Origin of the sequence: Legionella sp. PATHC039 (assembly GCF_026191275.1) — a bacterium.
Taxonomy (GTDB): domain Bacteria; phylum Pseudomonadota; class Gammaproteobacteria; order Legionellales; family Legionellaceae; genus Legionella; species Legionella pneumophila.
The window spans coordinates 1,706,197-1,727,697 of sequence record NZ_JAPHOP010000001.1 but is presented as its reverse complement, the minus strand read 5'-3'; the positions used below and the strand labels follow the sequence as shown (position 1 = coordinate 1,727,697).

The following is a 21,501-nucleotide window of genomic DNA, read 5'->3' as shown; positions in this document are numbered from 1 at the left end:
AAACTGGAATTATCAGGATTAGAGTTGATGGAGTTTTTATGAAAAGATATTATTCTACACTATTAGTTTTGGCTTTAGCCCATACCAGTTTGATCGCTTATGCACATACATGCCCTGATCCTCAAACCACGTCATTACAATGGGGTGTGCCTCCATCACCATGGATAGAAAATCCTTTTTCCCCAAATAGCCCTCAGGGAGAAGAAAATACTCGCTTCGTGCGGGCTAATATATTAGTCGCAGGATATGGCCAGGGTGTGGCTTGTACTTATAGAAACTCCGTAGGTGATTTTTCTATTTTATGGCAGGTGCGGACCAAAATACCCGCTCGTGTTGATTATAGCTGGATAGAAACTATGTGCGGGTATGTCTGCACACGTGGTTTGAATGAATGTCAGTTTTATGTGGCTGATCCTTCTGCTTGATGTGGATTGGGCTAGGTATTAATTCATAATATAATAAATTTTCGAGTTATAGTTTAGAGGTAAGGTTTAATATACCCGCTTCCTTACGGTCCCGGCTCGGATTTGATCGGGACTTACAAAAACCCCCAGTCTGTTTGTTAAAAATATTTTTAACTCAGTCATTTAGTTTATCTAAACTCCCTCATTAAAAACATTTTTTGCCCTGACCCAGGGCGCGTAAGTCCTGTTGATGCAAATCCGAGCCGCGACCGTAAGGAAGCGGACAATACACTAGCTAACACGTATTAAACCCTGTCTTCAGTGATATTAATCATCATTTCCAGAGCTTTTTTGGCATTATTAATAACCCATTGTTGATCGTTGACTGGCAGTCTGTTTCTGGTTCCTGTGAATTCGTTGACCACATCACCTGCTTTTACTTCATTGTAAGGCATAGATTTGCCCTGGCGAAGTAAATCGAGGAGAGCGACCAGATGCGGCGGGTCATTGCGAGACATGGTAGCACAACCACATCCGACTCCTTTTTCAGTGTCTTTTTGAGGGGCTTCAGCAAGATTTACAACACGAATTCCAAGGCTTTTACAATATTGTTTTAAGTTTTCTACCATGTGGTTTTCAGTTCCGATGGCATAACTTTTTGTACCTGCTTTGTCATGGACTACCAGATCCCATATGAATGCAGTAGAACCTGAGTAATCAGCCACTTTGATGACATCATTACGACATTCTGGATGTACAATGGTAGTGTATCCCTGGCTTTTCCAATAGTCACACATTTCAGGTTGATAATGGGTATGAACCGCGCATTGACTTGCGAATAAAATCAACTCTGCTTTATCAAATTGCTTGAGTGTTTTTTTGTCTTGCGCTGGTAGTGAATAATTAGCGCCTGCAGTTCCTCCAGGCCAATAAGCGAGATTTTTAATTCCCAGCCAGTAAGCGACATTTTCTCCCATGTGTTGATCAGGAATAAAGAGGATTTTCTTGTTTTGCTTTTGAGCCCATTGAAAAATTTTTTTGACATTGGAACTTGTACAAACCGCACCTCCTTGGGCACCGGTCATGGCTTTCACACGACCAGAGGTATTCATGTAGCAAACAGGTAAAATATTTTCAGCACCATAACGCTCATTTAAATCAAGGAAAGCAGGCTCGACCATAAAGTCTTTGGCAAGCATTTCCATGGTGCAGCCTGACTTGGGATTGGTGATGTAGACGTGTTGATTTTCATTAGCCAAAATGCTTATGGATTCCGCCATAAAATGAACTGCTGATTCCACTATGACTGATTTTTCAGGGTTATTCGCAGCCATCAAAGCCAATTGGTAGGAGTCACCGATTTTACCCCCAAACTGTTCAATTAATCGAACAATTTCTCCACCCATATAATAATGAGCAAGCAGTAACAGTTTGTTACCGAAATGATTTTGGGCTTTAGCAAGATAAGGTTTCATCCAATTTAAAACAGTCGTAAGCTTTCTATCGGGTAAAGCCTGATATTCCTGGGCATAAGGAATAAAATCTTCTTGATACCAGTCTAATGGATAATCGCTTTGACATATAGCCATATCATTACGAATAGCCATGAGGGTCGCTTCGGGTTGGTAAGTTGTTGAATTTTCAAACATTAAATCTACCTCTAGTCATTAGGGATTTGTGGGAAGGGTTCTTTCATTATTGTTAATGGGATAGCTTGCCAGGCTATCCTAATGAACTGTCTGCCTGTCCCAGTTTTGCAATACTTTCCTGGGCTTTGAAATTTTTATTGGGGAAATCTTCACGAAAATGTCCACCACGTGATTCCCTTCTGGAAAGGGCTGCTCTAACAATCAATTCTGCATTAAGGATAATGTTCCTTAACTCAATAAAATCTCTGGTAATGCAATGTTTCCAGTAATACTCTTCAATAATTTTCTTACGCTTCAATATTAATTGTAGTAGATCTTCTAAGCCTGCTTCAGTGCGCACAATGCCTGCATAGGAAGTCATTTCCCCTCTTAAGCCTCTCCATTGGGCGTTGATTTGGCTGGCTCTTCTTGCATTGACTTCTCCTGGAGAGCTCCAGCTGGGGATATGATCGATAAGTTTTAACGGAGTAGCAATGTCTTTTAGTGTGCAGCGTGCCGCATTGGAACCCATGACCAAGGCTTCAAGTAAGGAATTACTTGCCAGCCTGTTCGCACCATGCAATCCGGTAAAAGCCACTTCACCTATAGCGTATAATCGCGCCAGATCGGTGCGACCGTCCACATCAGTAAGAACCCCACCGCATTGGTAATGAGCGGCCGGAACGACAGGAATTAAATCCTGACTCATATCAATTCCAATAGATAACAATGTGGAATAAATTTGTGGGAAACGTTTTTTCAGGAAAGATTTGCTTTGGTGAGAAATATCCAAATGCACATATCCAGCCTGGCCTTGCTCAATTTCACTAAAAATAGCTCTTGCGACGACGTCTCTGGTTGCTAACTCAAGTTGGTCAGGTGCATATCGCTTCATAAAACGCTCACCTGTTTCAGGATTTTTAAGCAAAGCTCCTTCGCCTCGAACTGCTTCAGAAATTAAAAAATTGTTAATGGTGTGATGGTGCAAGAGGGTAGGGTGAAATTGATAAAATTCCATGTTGCCCACACGAGCCCCAGCCCTGTATGCCATCGCAACACCATCACCTGTTGCAACCATAGGGTTAGTTGTATACCTGTAGGTTTTTCCGGCGCCGCCAGTTGCTAAAATAACGCATTTCGCAAGAAACGTGTGAATGCGATTAAATTGGCAGTCGAGTATATAGGCTCCTAATACCTCACCCTGATTATCTGTCCGGTGAGGATGATATTGAGTAATCAGGTTAACCGCCACGTGATGTTCAAAAAACTGGATCTGTTCATGTTGGCTTGCCAAATGATTTAGAGTTTGTGTTAGCGTTAATCCTGTTTGATCACCACAATTAAAAATGCGCCGGTGTGAATGGCCACCTTCTTTGGCAAGGTGAAAGCGACCATCACTTTCTCTTTTAAATTGAACTTTATATTGATCAAGTTGTTTTATAATATCTGGCCCTTGGCGGATAATAAATTCCACCGCAGGTAAGTAGCATAACCCATCTCCAGCCAATACAGTATCAGATATATGAGACTCCAGCGAATCTTCTGGTGAAATGGCGGCAGCAATCCCCCCTTGAGCATAGCGGCTGTTACACTCAATGGACTCTGCTTTGCTGATTAACGCAATGTTTAGCTTGGGTTGGATAGCTAAAAGCTGCAAACAATAATGTAAACCGGCTAATCCTGTTCCAATGACGAGAACATCGAATTCGAACGATTGGCCTTGTTGTGATAGCTGATCACTCATGAAAAAGCCTTGACCAATTGGGTTGCAAGACCCGTGTAAGTCTCTGGAGTTAATTTCATTAACTCTGCTTTTGCTTCTTCGGGAATAGGCAGGTTTTTAATAAATTGTTTAAGGTTTTCAGCGTCTATCATTTGTCCTCGTGTAAGCTCTTTTAATTGTTCATAGGCATTGGGTTCATTGTAGCGGCGCATGACAGTTTGTATGGCCTCTGCTAAAACTTCCCAGTTTTCGGATAAATCTTTTTGTAGAGCTGATTTATTGATTTGTAATTTGTCATTACCTTTGGCTACTGAGTGATAGGCAATCAAACTGTAAGAGAAAGCTACGCCCAAGTTACGTAAGACAGTCGAATCAGACAGGTCTCTTTGCATGCGTGATTGAGTTAATTTATTGGCAAAATGAATAAATAAAGCATTAGACAGACCTAAATTGCCTTCGGCATTTTCAAAGTCTATAGGATTTACCTTGTGTGGCATGGTCGATGAGCCTACTTCTTCGGCAACTGTTTTTTGCTTAAAGTAGCCAAGAGAAATGTAGCTCCATATGTCTTGAGTATAATCCAGAAGAATATTATTAATTCTCACCATAATCTGGGAGACTTCCGCTATGCCATCATGTGGCTCAATTTGAGTGGTATAGGCATTAAAGGACAAACCTAGGGATGTAACAAAATTAGCGCAATGCTTACGCCAGTCCACTTCGGGATAGGCTGCTACGTGAGCATTGTAATTGCCAACAGCTCCATTAAATTTGGCTGGGATTAATACTTCTGCTAATTGTTGCTGGGGTCGTTTAAGGCGAGCTACGAAATTGACCAATTCTTTACCCATGGTGGTTGGTGTTGCTGGTTGACCATGCGTTCTTGAGAGCATCGCAACGTCAGCATGTTGTTTCCCAAGAAGCGTAATGCTTCCCATGATCTCAGCTATAGTAGGTTGTATAACTTGGGCTATCGCTTGTTTGATCATTAAAGCATAAGCCAGGTTATTGATGTCCTCTGAAGTGCAGGCAAAGTGTATGAAAGCAACGCAAGATTTGAGTTGTTCATTTTCCTGAAATTTATCCTTAAGATAATACTCTACAGCTTTAACGTCATGATTGGTTTGTTTTTCAAATTCTTTTATTTTTTCAGCTTCTGATTCATTAAAATTGGAAATAAGATCAGATAAAAATTTACGGGCCTTGTTATCCAAAGCAGGGACTTCTGGAATAGTGTCGTTAGCAGCTAATGATTCAAACCACTTGATTTCAACCATTAAGCGATAATAGGTTAATGCAAACTCACTAAAATAGGGACTTAATACTCTGGTTTTATTGACATAACGACCATCTATGGGTGAAATCGCGTTTAATGCAGTAAGTGTCATGATAGGTAGCTTATTCCAATATTAAAGCGTATATAATATTAGATGCAGGACAAGATGTGAATTAAAGCGATAAATATTCTAGAAAATTAGCGTAAATTTGTTCAAAGTGTGTATAATAATGACCAGGTTTTTAATGAGTCAGGTTATTATTTATGAACACGCTCACAGAATCCTATCGAGCCGGTTTATTTCAAAAGAAATATTGGTTACAAAATATTATTTCCGGGCTCATTGTTGGTGTTGTTGCCTTACCTTTGGCAATGGCTTTTGCAATAGCCTCCGGAGCCAAACCGGAACAAGGATTATATACGGCTATCGTTGCCGGATTAATAGTCTCGGTTATGGGCGGCAGCAGAGTTCAAATCGCCGGACCTACAGGTGCTTTCATTGTCGTTCTTTCCGGGATAACGGCCCAATATGGTATTTCAGGGTTACAAATAGCTACTTTAATGGCTGGCTTTATACTGATTTTATTTGGCTTTGCCCGTTTGGGTACCATTATTAAATTCATTCCCAGTCCTGTAATTATCGGATTTACTTCTGGGATTGCTGTCGTTATTTGGGTGGGACAATGGCAGTATTTTTTTGGTTTACCCACACCTGGAAGCGGACATTTTTATGAAAAATTTTGGAATTTACTTCAGTCTTTTCCTCACTTGAATATCGCTACGACTTCCTTAGGTATTTGTGCTTTATTTATTGTATTGTATTCCAAGAAATTACCAGGACTAAAACGGATTCCTGGCCCTTTGGCCGCTTTGGTAATGGTTACAATTATACAGTCAGTTTGGCATTTTGAGGGAGTTGCTACTATAGGCAGCCTGTTTGGAGGAATACCACAAGGTTTGCCAGCCTTCATCTGGCCTGAAATCACAATGGGCCGATTGATTGAGTTGACTGGGCCAGCCTTTGCTATTGCGATGTTAGGAGCAATAGAGTCTTTATTGTCTGCTGTGGTTGCCGATGGGATGAGTGGAACCAGACATAATTCCAATAGAGAATTAGTCGGTCAAGGGATAGCGAATATTGTAGCACCTTTGTTTGGTGGTTTTGCAGCCACTGGAGCGATTGCTCGTACGGCCACGAACATTCGCAATGGGGGAAATAGTCCTCTGGCAGGAATTATTCACAGCATTACTTTGATTTTAGTCCTGTTATTCCTGGCTCCTTTAGCAGTGAATGTGCCACTGGCGGCACTGGCTGCTATTTTATTTGTGGTTTCGTGGAATATGAGTGAAGCCTGCCACTTTATTAAATTAATTCGAGTAGCCCCTCGGGTTGATGTAGTCATTTTACTGGTTACTTTTTGTCTTACGGTGTTTGTTGATTTGGTTGTCGCAGTTAATGTAGGTGTCATGATTGCCGTCTTGCATTTCCTGCGCCGAATGGTTAACAGCATTCAAATTCAACGTATGTCAGAAGAGCAATTATCCCAAGAGCTAACACAAGAAAAGAATTTTGATTTGCCTGAAGGGGTCATGGTGTATGTTATCGAGGGCCCATTTTTCTTTGGTGCTGTCGAAACATTTCAGAGGGCGTTGACTAATACCCATAATGATCCCAGAGTTTTGATCATCAGAATGCGTTGGGTTCCCTTTATTGATGTCACCGGTTTGCAGGCTATGGAAGAAATGATTATGAATTTGCAAAAGCGTGGAGTCAGAGTTTTACTTAGTGAGGCCAATTCATTGGTTGAAGCGAAACTCCGTAAAATGGGAATTGTTCAATTGATCGGAGAGCAAAATTTTTATAAGGAATTTTCTCAGGCTCTTGATGTTTGTCGAATTAATGATTCTGACAGAAAGAGTCAGCCTTCCTTTGAAGTTGCAAAGCCTTTGGCCTCAGCTATCCAGTGAGCGAAGCTGGCTATCTGTTCGAGTTGAGGGAGTGCTTCCTTAGCTCGAACAGATAGAATTAAAGTGATAATCGAAAAATTTCAAAGATTGCCAAGCCTGTTTTTATATGTAATTCAATTTGCTAAACTTAAAATCTATTTTTTTGGTTTGACACTACGAATAATTTTTCCCGGCCTGCTGGTTAATGCATTTGCAGAGTGAGCTATTCAATTATTTTATTTAGTATTTTCATATAGTCGTCGTGTTCAAGTAAACAACTGGCTATATGATCATGAATAAATAAAGTTAATCCAACTTGTTTTGTTTCTGGCGACTGGCCTTGTTGTATCTCTATAGCCAGACATAAAGCAGCAAGCAACGAGGCCATATGTTCAATGATTGTTTTTATATGCAGACTTTGATCCTCATGATTGGCTGATTTCATTGTTTTTATTGTTCTATCTAACTCATTTATTTTTTCGAAAAACAATGCTTTATGAGGGTTGATATCCTGAACTTTTTCCAGAAGTTGTTGCAAATGGGCAATGAATAATTCATCAATTGCAAATTTATGCATATCTCTTAGGGTTTGCATCCATAATGTAAAATGCGTGCCCTCCCAATTTTCACAAACGATACAGTCTCTTAATAGTCTTGGTAATGAAGAAAAGTTCTCTATGGTGCCATTTCCTGCCAATAAATCGAGACAATGATGTATATTGTCCACTGAACGTTTGGCTGTAAAGTACTTGTTGATATTCGCCAGTGTACGTAATAAGAGTTGTTGTGATTTGGTTTGTTGAGGCTCTGGGAGAGCATCCAATTCATCCTGACAACGAGCCATATGAAACACGCTGGCTAGCATAGCCAAATTTTCTGATTTTATTTTAGCCAAACTTTCTTTTACCAGAGGATATTCAATAACAGGATGGTTAAATGCTCGGCGGTTTTTAGCATAATAGCAAGCAATCTGATAGGCGCGACGGGACATACCCAAGACTGAGAAGGAATTGAATATCCTTGATAAATGCAACACATTTTCCATAACCAAATGTATTCCTTCCGTCACATCACCCATAGGGTAGGCTAACGCCCCTTCAAAATCTATTTCTGCGGTTGCCATGGTGCGAGTACCAATTTTTTGTTTTAATCGACGAAGGTAATAGTGATTAGGGCTGCCATCGTCCAGGTGACTGGGCACTAAAAACAAACCCAACCCTTTGGTTCCGGGAGTTTCCTCGTCGAAACGAGCCGTCATTAAAATTAAATCGGCATTCGCGTTGGAGCAAAACCATTTTTCACCGGAGATGTGCCATTGATTTTGCTCATCCTGGTAGGCACGGGTCGCATTGGCGCCAACGTCAGAACCACCTTGAATTTCAGTTAAAAACTGGGCTCCAGTAAAATTGTAACTGAAAGAAGGATGAGTGAGTTTATCAAGATAATATGGGGTTTTCTCTAATTGGGAATAACGACTTAAAATACGTATTACTCCCGCAGAACAGGCAATAGGGCAGTTGTGTCCCGCTTCCCCGGCATGTGATGAGAGCAGAAACAGGCTCAACGTCTTTTTCATTTGCCCTGGCTTTAGCAAGTATTGCATGAGATTGGAACCATAAATAATATCGCCGGATCGAACATAGGCAGGATGGTGGATTACCCGATCATCGCGCTGACCAATTGCATTGTATTGTTCTATTTTAGGCAAGTTCGCATCCAGGTTATTTTCCATAACGGTTGGTTCTAATTCTTCAGCTACTGCTTTGGAAAATTGAATCAATTGTTGAATAAAACCAGGCTCATCGGGAAAATGAGTTTTGTAAGTGTGCATTAAACAAGACTTTTCGAGCAGTATATTGTCTTTGAGTTGTTTGTCCCATAACCTGAAATGGTCTCTTGCTGTTTCATATTCATTTTTTATGCTCATTACCCCATCCTTTGGTAATTAATAGATGCATTGATATCACAGTCTTTTAAGTTCTTGTTGTACTTAAATATTTTTACAATAAATTGTAATAGCGGTTATTAATCAATTATCCCTCTCGGCTTCGCTTGTGCCATATCCTGGGGTCTTCACAATAGACCCCTTGCCTAAACCTGCCTTTTTCATTAAACAAAATAATCAGGTTCTGCAAGAGGGCCTAATGAATTCAAATTTATCCTATCATGGGTTGAAATTTATCAGTGACGTCCCCGAACAAATGTTGATAAACATTCAGGGCGATTGGTTGATAAAGATAATCAAAGTCAATGCTATCCATTGAAATCACTCTTAATGCAGCCTCGTTAATGCTGCGGAAGTAAATGGTTTTGGTCGAGATATCAAACACCATACTCAGTTGGGTTGGAGAAGAAGTACCAGGTGCTTGTGTGACGACATTGAGGCCGTTGAAAGCGTAAGCAATATGTTCTTCTTTAGCTATAAAGCTGGGAAGTTTTTTTAGATAATGTGCTGCTCTTACAAAACGGGATTTAGAATCATATCCACCTGGCAGAGCCTTAGAGCCACCATGGTCCTTGTATTCTTCAAGAAGAGCCAATGACGATTTATAGTCTGTATTGGTTAGTACTGGCATGGTCAAGTTGTCTTGAGTATGAATTACCAGTTTACCATCCAGGTACTCAAAAACAGCAGATTTTCCTTCAGCATCGCTCACCATCAAGTGAACATTCATGGTTATTCCCCGGTAGGTGTCTGCAACCAGTTGATAATTCGAGCTGTCATCTATGACTTCTTGTACTGTTTGAAAATTATCTAAAATATACTGAACCCATTCAGTAGTTTTTAAAGCGGGAAGCTCAGAGTTACTGGGATAACTTGATGAATCAAGCATCAGTATCGAAGCAGTAAGTCCTTTTTCATTCATCCCATCAGCAGATGGTCCTGTTTTAAACCGATTTCCTCCATGAAATATCACACTTCCATATTGGCTTTTCCAGATTAATGGATGCATGCTGTGGTAATCTACACTGGAAACCATCATGGCATTCCGAGGATGAATCACAAAGGCTCCTTCCCTGTATTTCCAGTCCAAATTGACTGCAACAGTTGCGGGCTTGTTTTTATTGAACACTAAGGCAGAACAGGCTTCGCTGGTTAAGGAGATAGTATTTAAAGATAAGGCAATCGATATTAGTCCTATGCGTTTAAACATTTCAAATCCTTTTGCTTATTATATTCTTGGAACAGGTTTGCTTACCCGTTCAACCCTAAAACATGGACAGCAAGATATCTTACCGCATAGTACATATACTTGTCATTTTTTGCGAAAATGCTGGTATTTTGACCTTTATAAAAATGAAATACAGCACAAGTTCTAATTCCAATAAAGTAACAATTTAAGTAGAATGTTTACTATTTTATGAATTTGGGGCGGTTATGACTGTTAAAAGACATACTATAGATTTGGCACATCTTGGCATGCGCGATTTGGATCAGGTCGGTGGTAAGAACTCTTCTCTTGGTGAAATGATTAGTCATTTGTCATCAGCAGGCGTTTCTGTGCCGGGAGGGTTTGCTACAACTGCTGATTCTTTCAGAGAATTTTTGTCCCAAAACGGTCTTGATAAGAAAATTTATGATAAGTTGACTGCTCTCGATACGGATGATGTCTGCCAACTGGCAGTGGTAGGGAAGCAGATTAGGGAAATGATTATTGATACGCCATTCACTCTGGAGTTTGAACAGTCAGTTCGCTCCTCCTATCAGAAACTTGCTCAAACGATTGGCCATGATAATTTTAGTGTTGCAGTAAGATCTTCTGCTACCGCTGAAGATTTGCCGGATGCTTCTTTTGCCGGTCAACAGGAAACTTTTTTAAATGTGAAAGGAGAAGAAGCGGTATTGGCTGCCATTAAACAGGTATTTGCTTCTTTGTTTAACGACAGGGCAATAGCTTATCGTGTACATCATAATTTTGCTCATAACGAAGTGGCTTTATCTGCTGGTATTCAACAAATGATTCGTAGTGATTTGGCGGTAAGTGGCGTTATGTTTACTATGGATACTGAATCCGGTTTTGATCAAGTAGTCTTTATCACTTCCTCTTATGGTTTAGGTGAAATGGTTGTTCAAGGCGCTGTAAATCCAGATGAATTTTATGTCCACAAACCATGCCTTGAAGCCGGAAAACCGGCGATTATCCGTCGAAACCTGGGCAGCAAGGCGTTAAAGATGGTTTATTGCGATGACCCTTCCCTTGAAAGACGTGTTAAAACAGTCGATGTAGACCCTGCTGAAAGATTATTGTTTTCCTTATCCAAAGAGGAAGTAGAGCAATTAGCAAATCAGGCACTTATTATTGAAAAACATTATGGTCGCCCCATGGATATTGAATGGGCGAAAGACGGGGTCAATGGTAAACTGTATATCCTGCAAGCTCGTCCGGAGACTGTAAAAAGCAGGGATAACAAACAAGTGCTCGAACGGTATACTTTGCAAAAAAGAGGCGACGTATTGGCTGAAGGCCGTAGTATAGGTCAAAGAATCGGTCAGGGTAAAGCAAAGGTTATTAAAGATATTAATGAAATGCACAGGGTTCAACCCGGCGATGTTTTGATATCTGATATGACCGATCCGGATTGGGAACCTGTCATGAAGCGTGCTTCTGCAATCGTTACCAATCGTGGAGGCAGAACTTGTCATGCGGCTATTATTGCTCGTGAATTGGGGATTCCTGCAGTTGTTGGGTGTGGTGATGCAACAAAAACGATTAAAGATGGTGATGTGGTGACTGTAAGCTGTGCGGAAGGCGATACAGGTTTTGTCTATTCTGGTCTGTTACCTTACGAGCAAGAGCGACTTGATGTAGAAACCATGCCCGAATTACCCATGAAAGTGATGTTGAATGTTGGAAACCCTGAAAGAGCCTTCGCATTTCAATCAATACCTAATTCCGGAGTGGGATTGGCCCGTCTTGAATTCTTGATTTCCAACACGATAGGTATTCATCCTAAAGCGCTTCTGGAATTTGATACTTTAAAGGATGCGGAACTTAAGCGGTACATTAAAGAAAAGACCATAGCGTATGATTCACCTGTAGAATATTATATTGAAAGATTAAAAGAAGGCATAGCGACTATTGCTGCTGCTTTTTATCCCAAACCCGTTATAGTCAGGCTTTCAGATTTTAAATCGAATGAATACGCTAATCTGGTTGGTGGCTCATTGTATGAACCCCAAGAAGAAAATCCTATGCTTGGTTTTCGTGGCGCCTCTCGTTATGTTTCTTCAAATTTTTCTGAGTGCTTTGCTCTTGAATGTAAAGCAGTAAGACGAGTCAGAGAGGATATGGGTTTAGATAATGTTGAGGTCATGATTCCTTTTGTCCGAACAGTTTCTGAAGCCGGTAATGTCATCGAAGTATTAAAAAAGCATGGTCTGGAAAGAGGAAAATGTGGGTTAAGAGTGATTATGATGTGCGAGTTACCTTCTAATGCCTTGTTAGCCAGTGAATTTTTGCAGTATTTCGATGGTTTTTCCATAGGATCGAATGATTTAACTCAATTGACTTTAGGATTAGACAGGGATTCAGGTTTGGTGGCTTCACAATTTGATGAGCGCAACGATGCTGTGAAAGCTTTATTGCATATGGCTATTTCAGCTTGTAAAAAAGAAGGCAAGTATATAGGTATTTGCGGTCAAGGTCCTTCAGATCACCAGGATTTTGCCCAATGGCTGATGAAGGAAGGAATTGAGAGCGTTTCTCTGAACCCAGACTCTGTTTTACAAACCTGTTTGTTTTTAGCCAAACAATCGATGAATTGATGAACCAGAGTGTGCTGGCAATTCAGTTTGAAATTGTTAAGCTATTGATGCATTAGGGACTTACTGAGGCATTCCTATGATTTTGAAATGCAGCAGATTGCCTTGGAAGATGAGTTTTTTTGATCAATACAATTATTTTGGCTGTTAGTAATGGAACTACTTATGATGGTATGGAGCTGCAATTCAAAATTCCCTTGCATTTGGGAGAAAGCAGCATATTAAGCATATAGGATAAAGCAGTATGAGTAATTCAAAATGGTGGTTTCTTTTAGTCTGTTTCATTCCTGCTATTACTTTTGCATCTGAGGGGGGAGAGCATTCAGATCCAGTCACCTCTGTTCTTCTGGGTGTCACTACTATTTTATTTTTAGCTATTATTGGTCGTTATTTGGCCAGGCTTCTTAATCAACCTGGCGTTCTTGGTGAATTACTGATAGGGATGATAGTTGGGAATCTCTCTTACTTTTTCGGAAGTGAATTAGTGGTAATCCTTCGCGAAGGTTCTGCCATTTATGATGTTGTCAAAGAAATGTTAGCAGGAATTTCTTTAAATCAGGCGGTAACTCATGTTATCCATAATTCCTATTACGCTAACCAGGTGATCCATGCCTTAAGTGGAGCAGAGGGAACTGAATATCTTAAAATAGCCTATGTCGTTGATATTTTCTCACGTTATGGTGTCATATTTCTTCTGTTTATGGTTGGTCTTGAGACGTCACTTTCTGATTTGAAAAAAACTGGCAAAGAATCCATTCTTGTTGCTGTGATCGGTATCGTTGCGCCAATGATTTTAGGGTTTGTAGTGGCTTGTTTTATCATACCTAACTCAAATTACAAGATTAATTTATTTATCGGTGCTACCTTGAGTGCTACCAGCATTGGTATTACAGCAAGTGTTCTTAAAGAGATGAATAAACTGAGTACACGGGAAGCAAGAACAATTCTTGGTGCGGCTACTTTGGATGATATTTTAGGCCTGATTATTTTGGCGGTGGTCAGCAGTATCGTTATCAGTGGTGCTGTAAGTATCATGATTGTAATGAAAATTATCATTTTAGCCCTACTGTTTTTCATTGGTACCTTGTTTATGGGGCCTTTTGTACTTCGGAAGGCAGTCGATTTATTTCGTTTTCTGGAGCCTTGGGAATCCAAATTATTTATCTCATTCCTTTTTATTATGGCATTAGCCTGGTTGGCTTCATTTATACAGTTGGCGGCTATAATTGGTGCTTTTGCTGCGGGTGTCATTTTGCACGACGACTATTTTGGAGAGCAAAAAGCCCATCATAAAGATCATCGCAGTATTCATCATTTGGTATCTCCCTTGGAAACTATATTGGCTCCTATGTTTTTTACTCTCATTGGGATACAGGTTAAGTTAGAAACTTTTTATGATTGGAATGTCATTGTTTTAGCGGGAGGCTTATCAGTAGCGGCCATTCTCGGCAAGCTGCTTAGTGGCTTAGGCGCTAATCGACGGGATGATAGGCTGCTCATTGGTATAGGAATGTTGCCTCGTGGAGAGGTAGGTTTGGTTTTTGCTTCTATTGGCAGAACTATAGGCGTAATAAGTGATAATTTGTTTACCGCAATTATATTGATGATCATGATCACAACCTTTATTGCGCCACCTTTATTAAAGATGCGATATGCCAAACCATAAGAGGATAGGAATGCATGAATAATGTTTTATCGCAAGTTACATTTGATGTAAAACGTGCTTTGCAAGAGGACGTGGGCAATGGTGATGTTACTGCGGCTTTGTTGCCTCAGCAGCTGATTGTAGAAGCAGAAATTATATCAAGAGAACCTATGCTTGTTTGTGGACAGCCCTGGGTAAATGAGGTTTTTAAGCAAGTTGATAATACAGTTGAAATGGAGTGGCGGGTTTCTGAAGGAGATTTTTTAAGTACGCCAGCTACTTTATGTATTATTCATGGTACTGCCAGTAGTATTTTAACGGCAGAGCGTACTGCGTTAAATTTTTTGCAAACCCTTTCAGCTACCTCAACACAAACTTATCACTATGCTCAGAAATTAAAAGGTACCAAGGCAAAGCTGTTAGACACACGGAAAACAATTCCAGGACTTCGGTTAGCGCAAAAATACGCTGTCCATTGTGGTGGCGGGTTAAATCATCGTATGGGACTTTATGATGCGTTTCTAATCAAAGAAAATCATATCAAAGCCTGTGGTTCAGTTGCTCATGCTATCAGTCTGGCAAGGAAAACCGATAAACACTTACTGGTTGAGATTGAAGTAGAAACCCTTGAGGAGTTGCAAGAGGCTTTGGATGCTCATCCTGACAGGATATTATTGGATAATTTCACTCAAGATATGCTTGAGCAAGCGGTCAAAATGAATCATCCCAAGTACTGTGAGTTGGAAGCCTCTGGCGGCATTAATATCAATAATATCGCAGACATTGCTCAAACCGGAGTGGATTTTATTTCAGTTGGATCCATAACCAAGTCAATTCAAGCAATTGATTTGAGCTTATTGATTAGGGAAACATTATGAGCCCAAGTATTGTTTTTACCGGGGGAGGCACTGCTGGACATGTAACGCCTAATATCGCTTTGATTAAGGAATTTCGAAAAGAAGGCTGGAATGTAGAATATATCGGCTCTGTTTCCGGAATTGAAAAGGAGATGATTGAACCGCTGGACATTCCTTTTCATGGAGTCAGTAGCGGTAAATTGCGCAGGTATTTCAGTTTGAAGAACTTGCTTGATCCTTTCAAAATTATTCTGGGAATTATTCAATCTTTTTTGCTATTTTATAAAATCAAACCGGATGTGGTTTTTTCAAAAGGTGGCTTTGTAGCCTTTCCTGTGGTTGTAGGCGCCTGGTTAAATCGAATTCCTATTGTCGCTCATGAGTCTGATATGAGTCCAGGACTTGCGAATCGCTTATCCTTTCCTTTCGTCAATAAAATATGCCTTACTTTTGATGCTGGCAAAAAATACTTTAAGAGTCAGGATAAAATAGAAGTGACGGGTACTCCAATTCGTCAACAGCTATTAACTGGAAATCGAATGAAAGGATTGGAGTTGTGCGGATTTAATTCCTCCAAACCTTGCCTGCTTGTAGTGGGAGGAAGTTTAGGGGCTGGTTCAATTAACAGTTGTATTCGAAGCGCATTGAAACAATTGACATCAGAATTTCAAGTCATTCATCTTTGTGGCAAGGGAAAACTTGATTCTTCATTGGTTGGTGTGGAGGGATATTGCCAATTTGAATACGCCAATGAAGAGTTGGCTGATCTGTTCGCTGCTTCTTCTGTGGTGATTTCTCGAGCAGGAGCTAATTCTTTGTATGAAATATTAGCATTAGGAAAACCACATATCTTAATTCCAATCTCTTCACAAGTAAGCAGAGGAGATCAAATTCAGAATGCAAGGTACTTCCAGGGATTGGGAATAAGCGTTGTGATTCAGGACGAGTTATTGAAAGCTGATATTCTATTACAGGCAGTACAGGACGTAATGCGAAAAAAAGATGAAATAGATAATAAAATCAGAGCATTAAAAATTGAGTCTGCCACTGATAAGATTGTGGCAATTATCAAGGAGCAAGCACATGTTCAAACCCCAAGGATTGTATGATTACATATGCCAACAGTGGCAAGAAGAGATATTGCCAAGTTTATGTGACTACATAAAAATCCCTAATAAATCTCCTCACTTTGATGCAAAATGGGAAGAACATGGTTATATGGAGCAGGCAGTTAATCACATTGCCAATTGGTGTAAGTCGCATGCTCCCAAAGGAATGACTCTGGAAATTGTTCGCCTGAAAAATAGGACTCCATTACTATTTATGGAAATTCCAGGCCAAATTGATGACACTGTGTTGCTTTATGGCCACTTGGATAAACAACCTGAGATGTCAGGCTGGAGTGACGATTTACATCCATGGAAACCCGTATTGAAAAATGGATTGTTATACGGAAGAGGAGGAGCAGATGATGGATATTCTGCTTATGCATCACTCACGGCTATTCGCGCCTTGGAACAGCAAGGTTTGCCATATCCCCGTTGTATATTAATCATCGAAGCGTGTGAGGAAAGTGGTAGTTACGATTTGCCTTTTTATATTGAGTTGCTGAAAGAGCGTATTGGTAAACCATCATTGGTTATTTGTCTTGATTCCGGAGCAGGTAATTATGAGCAGTTATGGATGACTACGTCATTACGCGGTAATTTGGTTGGTAAGTTAACTGTTGAATTAATTAATGAGGGCGTTCATTCGGGGAGCGCCAGCGGTATAGTGGCAGACAGTTTCAGAGTAGCTCGGCAATTGATCAGCAGAATAGAGGACGAAAACACCGGAGAGATAAAATTACCTCAGTTGTATTGTGATATTCCTGATGAGAGAATAAAACAAGCGCAACAATGTGCGGAAATTCTAGGTGAGCAAGTTTATAGTGAATTTCCATGGATAGATTCTGCTAAACCCGTTATTCAAGACAAACAGCAATTAATATTAAACAGAACATGGCGACCTGCCTTGACGGTGACTGGTGCAGATGGGTTTCCAGCGATAGCTGATGCAGGGAATGTAATGCGCCCTGTTACGTCTTTGAAATTATCCATGCGTCTTCCACCCCTGGTTGATCCAGAAGCAGCTTCTGTTGCCATGGAAAAAGCCCTGACCCAAAACCCTCCCTACAGTGCAAAGGTTAATTTTAAAATACAAAATGGAGGTTCGAAGGGATGGAATGCTCCTTTGCTTTCCGATTGGTTGGCGAAAGCGGCATCTGAAGCATCAATGACTTATTATGATAAACCTGCTGCCTATATGGGAGAAGGGGGCACCATTCCATTTATGAGTATGCTAGGCGAGCAATTTCCCAAAGCACAATTTATGATAACTGGTGTTTTAGGCCCCCATTCCAATGCTCATGGTCCGAACGAGTTCCTGCATTTGGACATGGTAAAAAAACTCACCTCATGTGTCTCGTACGTTCTTTATAGTTTTTCACAGAAAAAATAATTTGAAATTGGCTAGACTCTTGTTTGAAAAATTGAGATACTCGCTCGCGGCTCTGGAACGAGCCGTTTAGTCCAACAATTAGGAGAAATTTATGAAAGCAAGACTCATTGCTATTTTGTTGTCATTTATCGTAATCCCTTTCTCTTCTCAAGCTGAGAACGAGCCTCAAAAAACTCCAGCTAAACAAGTCCTTGTTAAGGGCAAGATTAATCTTAATACAGCGGATGTGCATTCTTTAACAGGCTCTTTTAAAGGGATAGGAAAAAAACGGGCTGAAGCTATTATTGCTTATAGAGAGAATCATCAAGGGTTTAAATCTCTGGAAGAGCTTGCAGAAATCAAGGGTATAGGGCAGCGTTTTGTAGATAAAAATAGAGAAAAACTGAAAGAAATTTTCGTTATTAATTAATTCGCGTGCAATATAAAACGTAAATCATGTTTTATAAAGCAAATTAGATTGATCCCATATGAAAGCATTGCTTTTACTATGGGATCCGGTTAAAAGCAGTTGTCTGGTGTATAAAATTCTTATCCGGCAACTGTCGATTTTTATCCAAATATAGGATAAAGTAGCAATCAAAAAAACAACGGGGTAGTACTGCGTATGTTCAGGAAATTAAGAGGCGTGTTTTCTAGCGATTTGTCAATCGATTTGGGAACAGCTAATACATTGATTTACGTAAGAGATAAGGGGATTGTTCTCAATGAACCTTCTGTAGTGGCATTGCGTAATGAATCAGGCCAGAAGCGTGTTGCCGCTGTAGGTCTTGAAGCCAAACGCATGTTGGGAAGAACCCCTGGCAATATTAATGCGATAAGACCTATGAAAGATGGGGTTATTGCTGACTTTTTTGTCACCGAGAAAATGTTGCAGCACTTTATACACAAAGTGCATGAAAATAAATTTTTACGACCCAGTCCACGCGTTTTGGTCTGTGTTCCTTGTGGTTCTACACAAGTGGAACGCAGAGCAATTCGTGAATCTGCAATGGGCGCTGGTGCTCGAGAAGTTTTCCTTATTGAAGAGCCTATGGCTGCGGCATTAGGTTCCGGAATGCCTGTTGAGGAAGCCAGTGGTTCTATGGTGGTTGATATAGGCGGTGGTACCACCGAAGTCGCAATTATTTCACTAAGTGGAATCGTTTATCATCAATCAGTACGTATTGGTGGCGATAAATTTGATGACGCAATCGTATCCTACGTACGCCGTAATTATGGTACTCTCATCGGAGAAACAACTGCTGAACGCATTAAACATGAAATTGGTTCCGCTTTCCCAAGCAGGGATTTATTTGAGATCGAGGTAAGAGGTAGAAATCTCGCGGAAGGTGTACCACGTAGCTTTACTTTAACAAGCGCTGAAATCCTGGAAGCACTACAGGAACCTCTATCAGGGATAGTTGGTGCGGTTCGAGCTGCTTTGGAGCTTGCTCCGCCTGAGTTGGCTGCAGATATTGCTGAAAGAGGTATGGTTTTAACAGGCGGAGGCGCTCTGTTGAAAAATATAGACACCTTGTTGATGGAAGAAACTGGATTACCCGTATTAATAGCTGAAGATCCATTAACCTGCGTTGCGCGTGGTGGTGGTAAAGCTTTAGAAACCATGGATTTGCGCGGCGGTGATTTCCTCTCAACAGAATAATAAACACAATAGATTATTTGCCAAGGGCGGGCACAGTTCTCTGGGATTTGTGTTTGCCCTTGCTTTTTCTATTCTCCTGATGTTTTCTGATTATCATTATCGATACCTGGATTTCGTTCGTAGCGGTTTTTCACTAATAGTTTCTCCCTTGCAATATGCGGTAGATTATCCTGTTCGAGTCATCGGTTGGATTCAGTCGTTGGTTAGTGCCAAAAAGGCGCTGATAGATGAAAATATGCGTTTAAAATACAAGCAAACAATGCTTGAAGCTGAATTGCAAAAATTAATTGTTATCCAAAAAGAAAATTCGCAATTAAAAGAATTATTATTGACTTCATCCAAGGCTGATATGAGAGTGATGGCTGCCCAGATACTCGCTGTTGATACAAGCCAGGCAAGACAAGTTGTCGTCTTAAACAAAGGCACACGTGATGGTGTCTATGTGGGACAGCCCGTGTTGGATGCCAAGGGAGTGATGGGGCAGGTTATTGATGTAGGACCAATGACAAGCACTTTATTACTGATTTCAGATTCAAAAAGCGCTGTGCCAGTAAGAAACAATCGAACCGGAGAGCGCGCAATCCTTGTAGGTACTAATGATATTGAAGAACTGTCTTTGATTAATTTACCGAAGACTTCTTCTATTCATCCAGGTGATGTGCTGGTAACGTCCGGTTTAGGCCGAAGATATCCGGAGGGCTATCCTGTAGGACGCGTTGAGGAAGTTAAGAGTATTCCTGGTGAAGATTTTGTCAAAGTTACAGTTAGCCCTGTCGCATTGCTCAATCGCAACAGGTTGGTGTTATTGATTTGGGCTGATAGTGAACAAGAGGAGTTAACTGCTCAAATTAATGAGCGATTGAATGCTGAGGAGTCTACAGCATGAGCGTGCTTCACATTCGTTTAGGATTGGGGTTTCTCGTGGCACTTGCTTTATCAATACTGCCTATGCCGGAGTTAATTTCAATTTTTCGACCTCCTTGGGTGTTATTATTGGTTTTATATATTGAATATTATTTACCAGGTAAATTTAAACTGACTGCTCTGTTGATAGTTGGCTTATTACTGGATGTACTCTTATCAACCGTAATTGGTGAACATTCATTCGCATTGCTATTGGTAACATGGATAGCGTCAACCAAATCGAGACGAGTTCAATTTTTCTCACTAATTCAGCAGGTTTGTTTGATTGGTTTTTTTTGTTTTCTATATCAATCAATTATTATATTTATTGATGCTCTGTTAGGTTTTAATTATAACCTGATAATGCCTGTGACAAGTGCCATTTTGGGTATGATTATTTGGCCCTGGATTCGAGTCTTGGGTTACTCTTCCTTGTTAACTCGTTCAGTTTATCGTTAGTAAGGTTGATTAATTTATATTCCCCGGGCTGGAGTTGATCTAAGTGCCAATCACCAATCTGGTATCTAATTAAACGTAAAGTAGGAAATCCAATAGCGGCTGTCATTTTTCTTATTTGATGATTTTTTCCTTCTCTTAAAATAATTTCTAGCCAGGTAGTTGGTATGTGTTTCCTTTCTCTTATAGGCGGAATTCGTGGCCAGATTTTTGGCTCTGAAATCAACTTGGCTTCGGCGGGTAAAAAAGTAATGTCTTTGATTACCAGGCCTTTTCTTAAAGGTTGTAAATCTTTGTCTGTAGGGACCCCCTCTACTTGAACCCAGTAATGTTTCTTCTTCTCAAATTTAGGATGGGTTAAGCGGTGTTGTAGTTTTCCATCGTCAGTTAAGATAAGTAAGCCTTCACTTTGTTTATCCAGGCGTCCAGCCGCATAAAAACCCGGAAATTTAATAAATGCCGAGAGAGTTTGTTCGGGTAATTCGCCAGTAAATTGAGTCAGGATTCCATAAGGTTTATTAAAAAGTATTAATTGCGGCATTTTATGATTGCGTTGATTGTGGAAATTAATGATAAATTTTTTGGTTATTGACAGCAACCACTTCAGGGCCAGGTCACGCCTTTAAGCACGATAAACAGCGTAAGTAATTGTTATATTTTGTCATTCACGCAATAAGGTATGAGGTGCATTAATTAATTAAAATATGATTTTGTCCCGCTTGGAACTTAAGCCAAGATTGATTTTTTATGGCCAATC

General features: G+C 40.3%; 17 protein-coding genes. 11 read left to right on the top strand and 6 right to left on the bottom strand.

The window, feature by feature from the left end:
* Positions 1–38 precede the first annotated feature (38 nt).
* A complete protein-coding gene (locus OQI99_RS07825) occupies positions 39–425 on the top strand; it encodes a DUF3757 domain-containing protein (protein WP_265731658.1) in 387 nt (128 codons plus the stop codon).
* 284 nt (positions 426–709) lie between these two features.
* Here the strand turns inward: OQI99_RS07825 and nadA are convergent, their stop codons facing one another.
* From nadA to purB, 3 genes are all read right to left on the bottom strand, one after another.
* Positions 710–2,053, bottom strand: a complete 1,344-nt coding sequence (nadA, locus tag OQI99_RS07820; RefSeq protein WP_265731657.1) for a quinolinate synthase NadA — start codon at positions 2,051–2,053, stop codon at positions 710–712.
* Positions 2,054–2,126: 73 nt separating this feature from the next.
* Entirely contained in the window at positions 2,127–3,776 is a 1,650-nt protein-coding gene (gene nadB / locus OQI99_RS07815; protein ID WP_061512866.1) for an L-aspartate oxidase, read from the bottom strand.
* The gene (purB, locus tag OQI99_RS07810; RefSeq protein WP_061512867.1) at positions 3,773–5,143 is read right to left on the bottom strand and encodes an adenylosuccinate lyase; all 1,371 of its coding nucleotides are present in this window, start codon (positions 5,141–5,143) and stop codon (positions 3,773–3,775) included. The genes nadB and purB overlap by 4 nt, the downstream gene beginning before the upstream one ends.
* Positions 5,144–5,295: 152 nt before the next feature.
* Between purB and OQI99_RS07805 the strand changes: the two genes are divergently transcribed.
* The gene (locus OQI99_RS07805; RefSeq protein WP_265731656.1) at positions 5,296–6,999 is read left to right on the top strand and encodes a SulP family inorganic anion transporter; all 1,704 of its coding nucleotides are present in this window, start codon (positions 5,296–5,298) and stop codon (positions 6,997–6,999) included.
* A gap of 202 nt (positions 7,000–7,201) precedes the next feature.
* On the opposite strand, the gene OQI99_RS07800 is transcribed toward OQI99_RS07805, so the two are convergent.
* Positions 7,202–8,905 carry an acyl-CoA dehydrogenase family protein gene (locus tag OQI99_RS07800; RefSeq protein WP_265731655.1) on the bottom strand — a complete coding sequence of 568 codons (1,704 nt, stop codon included), beginning with the start codon at positions 8,903–8,905 and terminating at the stop codon, positions 7,202–7,204.
* A 229-nt stretch (positions 8,906–9,134) separates the two neighbouring features.
* Positions 9,135–10,133 (bottom strand): linear amide C-N hydrolase, encoded by a 999-nt coding sequence (locus OQI99_RS07795; protein ID WP_265731654.1) that lies wholly within the window; start codon positions 10,131–10,133, stop codon positions 9,135–9,137.
* 224 nt (positions 10,134–10,357) lie between these two features.
* Between OQI99_RS07795 and ppsA the strand changes: the two genes are divergently transcribed.
* The 9 genes from ppsA to mreD all read left to right on the top strand — a co-directional run bounded on the left by ppsA (position 10,358) and on the right by mreD (position 20,747).
* The gene (gene ppsA / locus OQI99_RS07790) at positions 10,358–12,745 is read left to right on the top strand and encodes a phosphoenolpyruvate synthase (RefSeq protein ID WP_265731653.1); all 2,388 of its coding nucleotides are present in this window, start codon (positions 10,358–10,360) and stop codon (positions 12,743–12,745) included.
* A 241-nt stretch (positions 12,746–12,986) separates the two neighbouring features.
* Positions 12,987–14,408 (top strand): cation:proton antiporter, encoded by a 1,422-nt coding sequence (locus OQI99_RS07785; protein WP_061512872.1) that lies wholly within the window; start codon positions 12,987–12,989, stop codon positions 14,406–14,408.
* 14 nt (positions 14,409–14,422) lie between these two features.
* Positions 14,423–15,265, top strand: a complete 843-nt coding sequence (nadC, locus tag OQI99_RS07780) for a carboxylating nicotinate-nucleotide diphosphorylase (RefSeq protein ID WP_265731652.1) — start codon at positions 14,423–14,425, stop codon at positions 15,263–15,265.
* On the top strand, positions 15,262–16,353 hold the full coding sequence (locus OQI99_RS07775) for an undecaprenyldiphospho-muramoylpentapeptide beta-N-acetylglucosaminyltransferase (protein WP_265731651.1): 1,092 nt from the start codon (positions 15,262–15,264) through the stop codon (positions 16,351–16,353). Before nadC ends, OQI99_RS07775 begins: the two co-directional genes overlap by 4 nt.
* On the top strand, positions 16,328–17,743 hold the full coding sequence (locus OQI99_RS07770) for a M20 family metallopeptidase (protein ID WP_265731650.1): 1,416 nt from the start codon (positions 16,328–16,330) through the stop codon (positions 17,741–17,743). Before OQI99_RS07775 ends, OQI99_RS07770 begins: the two co-directional genes overlap by 26 nt.
* A gap of 91 nt (positions 17,744–17,834) precedes the next feature.
* Positions 17,835–18,152: a ComEA family DNA-binding protein gene (locus OQI99_RS07765; RefSeq protein ID WP_265731649.1), complete on the top strand. Its 318-nt coding sequence runs from the start codon at positions 17,835–17,837 to the stop codon at positions 18,150–18,152.
* Between the two features lie 195 nt (positions 18,153–18,347).
* Positions 18,348–19,385 carry a rod shape-determining protein gene (locus tag OQI99_RS07760; protein ID WP_011213320.1) on the top strand — a complete coding sequence of 346 codons (1,038 nt, stop codon included), beginning with the start codon at positions 18,348–18,350 and terminating at the stop codon, positions 19,383–19,385.
* Positions 19,363–20,271, top strand: a complete 909-nt coding sequence (gene mreC, locus OQI99_RS07755) for a rod shape-determining protein MreC (RefSeq protein ID WP_265731648.1) — start codon at positions 19,363–19,365, stop codon at positions 20,269–20,271. The genes OQI99_RS07760 and mreC overlap by 23 nt, the downstream gene beginning before the upstream one ends.
* Positions 20,268–20,747 carry a rod shape-determining protein MreD gene (gene mreD, locus OQI99_RS07750; protein WP_010946549.1) on the top strand — a complete coding sequence of 160 codons (480 nt, stop codon included), beginning with the start codon at positions 20,268–20,270 and terminating at the stop codon, positions 20,745–20,747. Before mreC ends, mreD begins: the two co-directional genes overlap by 4 nt.
* On the opposite strand, the gene OQI99_RS07745 is transcribed toward mreD, so the two are convergent.
* Positions 20,683–21,285 (bottom strand): pseudouridine synthase, encoded by a 603-nt coding sequence (locus OQI99_RS07745; protein ID WP_061513004.1) that lies wholly within the window; start codon positions 21,283–21,285, stop codon positions 20,683–20,685. The genes mreD and OQI99_RS07745 overlap by 65 nt on opposite strands.
* Between the last annotated feature and the right edge of the window lie 216 nt (positions 21,286–21,501).

Excerpts from the sequence above, each read along its gene's own strand:
- OQI99_RS07765 (WP_265731649.1), top strand. The coding sequence starts at position 17,835 with ATGAAAGCAAGACTCATTGCTATTTTGTTGTCATTTATCGTAATCCCT.
- nadB (WP_061512866.1), bottom strand. The coding sequence starts at position 3,776 with ATGAGTGATCAGCTATCACAACAAGGCCAATCGTTCGAATTCGATGTT.
- OQI99_RS07760 (WP_011213320.1), top strand. The coding sequence starts at position 18,348 with ATGTTCAGGAAATTAAGAGGCGTGTTTTCTAGCGATTTGTCAATCGAT.
- OQI99_RS07805 (WP_265731656.1), top strand. The coding sequence starts at position 5,296 with ATGAACACGCTCACAGAATCCTATCGAGCCGGTTTATTTCAAAAGAAA.
- purB (WP_061512867.1), bottom strand. The coding sequence starts at position 5,143 with ATGACACTTACTGCATTAAACGCGATTTCACCCATAGATGGTCGTTAT.
- OQI99_RS07800 (WP_265731655.1), bottom strand. The coding sequence starts at position 8,905 with ATGAGCATAAAAAATGAATATGAAACAGCAAGAGACCATTTCAGGTTA.
- OQI99_RS07795 (WP_265731654.1), bottom strand. The coding sequence starts at position 10,133 with ATGTTTAAACGCATAGGACTAATATCGATTGCCTTATCTTTAAATACT.
- OQI99_RS07745 (WP_061513004.1), bottom strand. The coding sequence starts at position 21,285 with ATGCCGCAATTAATACTTTTTAATAAACCTTATGGAATCCTGACTCAA.
- OQI99_RS07775 (WP_265731651.1), top strand. The coding sequence starts at position 15,262 with ATGAGCCCAAGTATTGTTTTTACCGGGGGAGGCACTGCTGGACATGTA.
- nadC (WP_265731652.1), top strand. The coding sequence starts at position 14,423 with ATGAATAATGTTTTATCGCAAGTTACATTTGATGTAAAACGTGCTTTG.
- OQI99_RS07825 (WP_265731658.1), top strand. The coding sequence starts at position 39 with ATGAAAAGATATTATTCTACACTATTAGTTTTGGCTTTAGCCCATACC.
- nadA (WP_265731657.1), bottom strand. The coding sequence starts at position 2,053 with ATGTTTGAAAATTCAACAACTTACCAACCCGAAGCGACCCTCATGGCT.
- OQI99_RS07785 (WP_061512872.1), top strand. The coding sequence starts at position 12,987 with ATGAGTAATTCAAAATGGTGGTTTCTTTTAGTCTGTTTCATTCCTGCT.
- OQI99_RS07770 (WP_265731650.1), top strand. The coding sequence starts at position 16,328 with ATGTTCAAACCCCAAGGATTGTATGATTACATATGCCAACAGTGGCAA.
- ppsA (WP_265731653.1), top strand. The coding sequence starts at position 10,358 with ATGACTGTTAAAAGACATACTATAGATTTGGCACATCTTGGCATGCGC.
- mreD (WP_010946549.1), top strand. The coding sequence starts at position 20,268 with ATGAGCGTGCTTCACATTCGTTTAGGATTGGGGTTTCTCGTGGCACTT.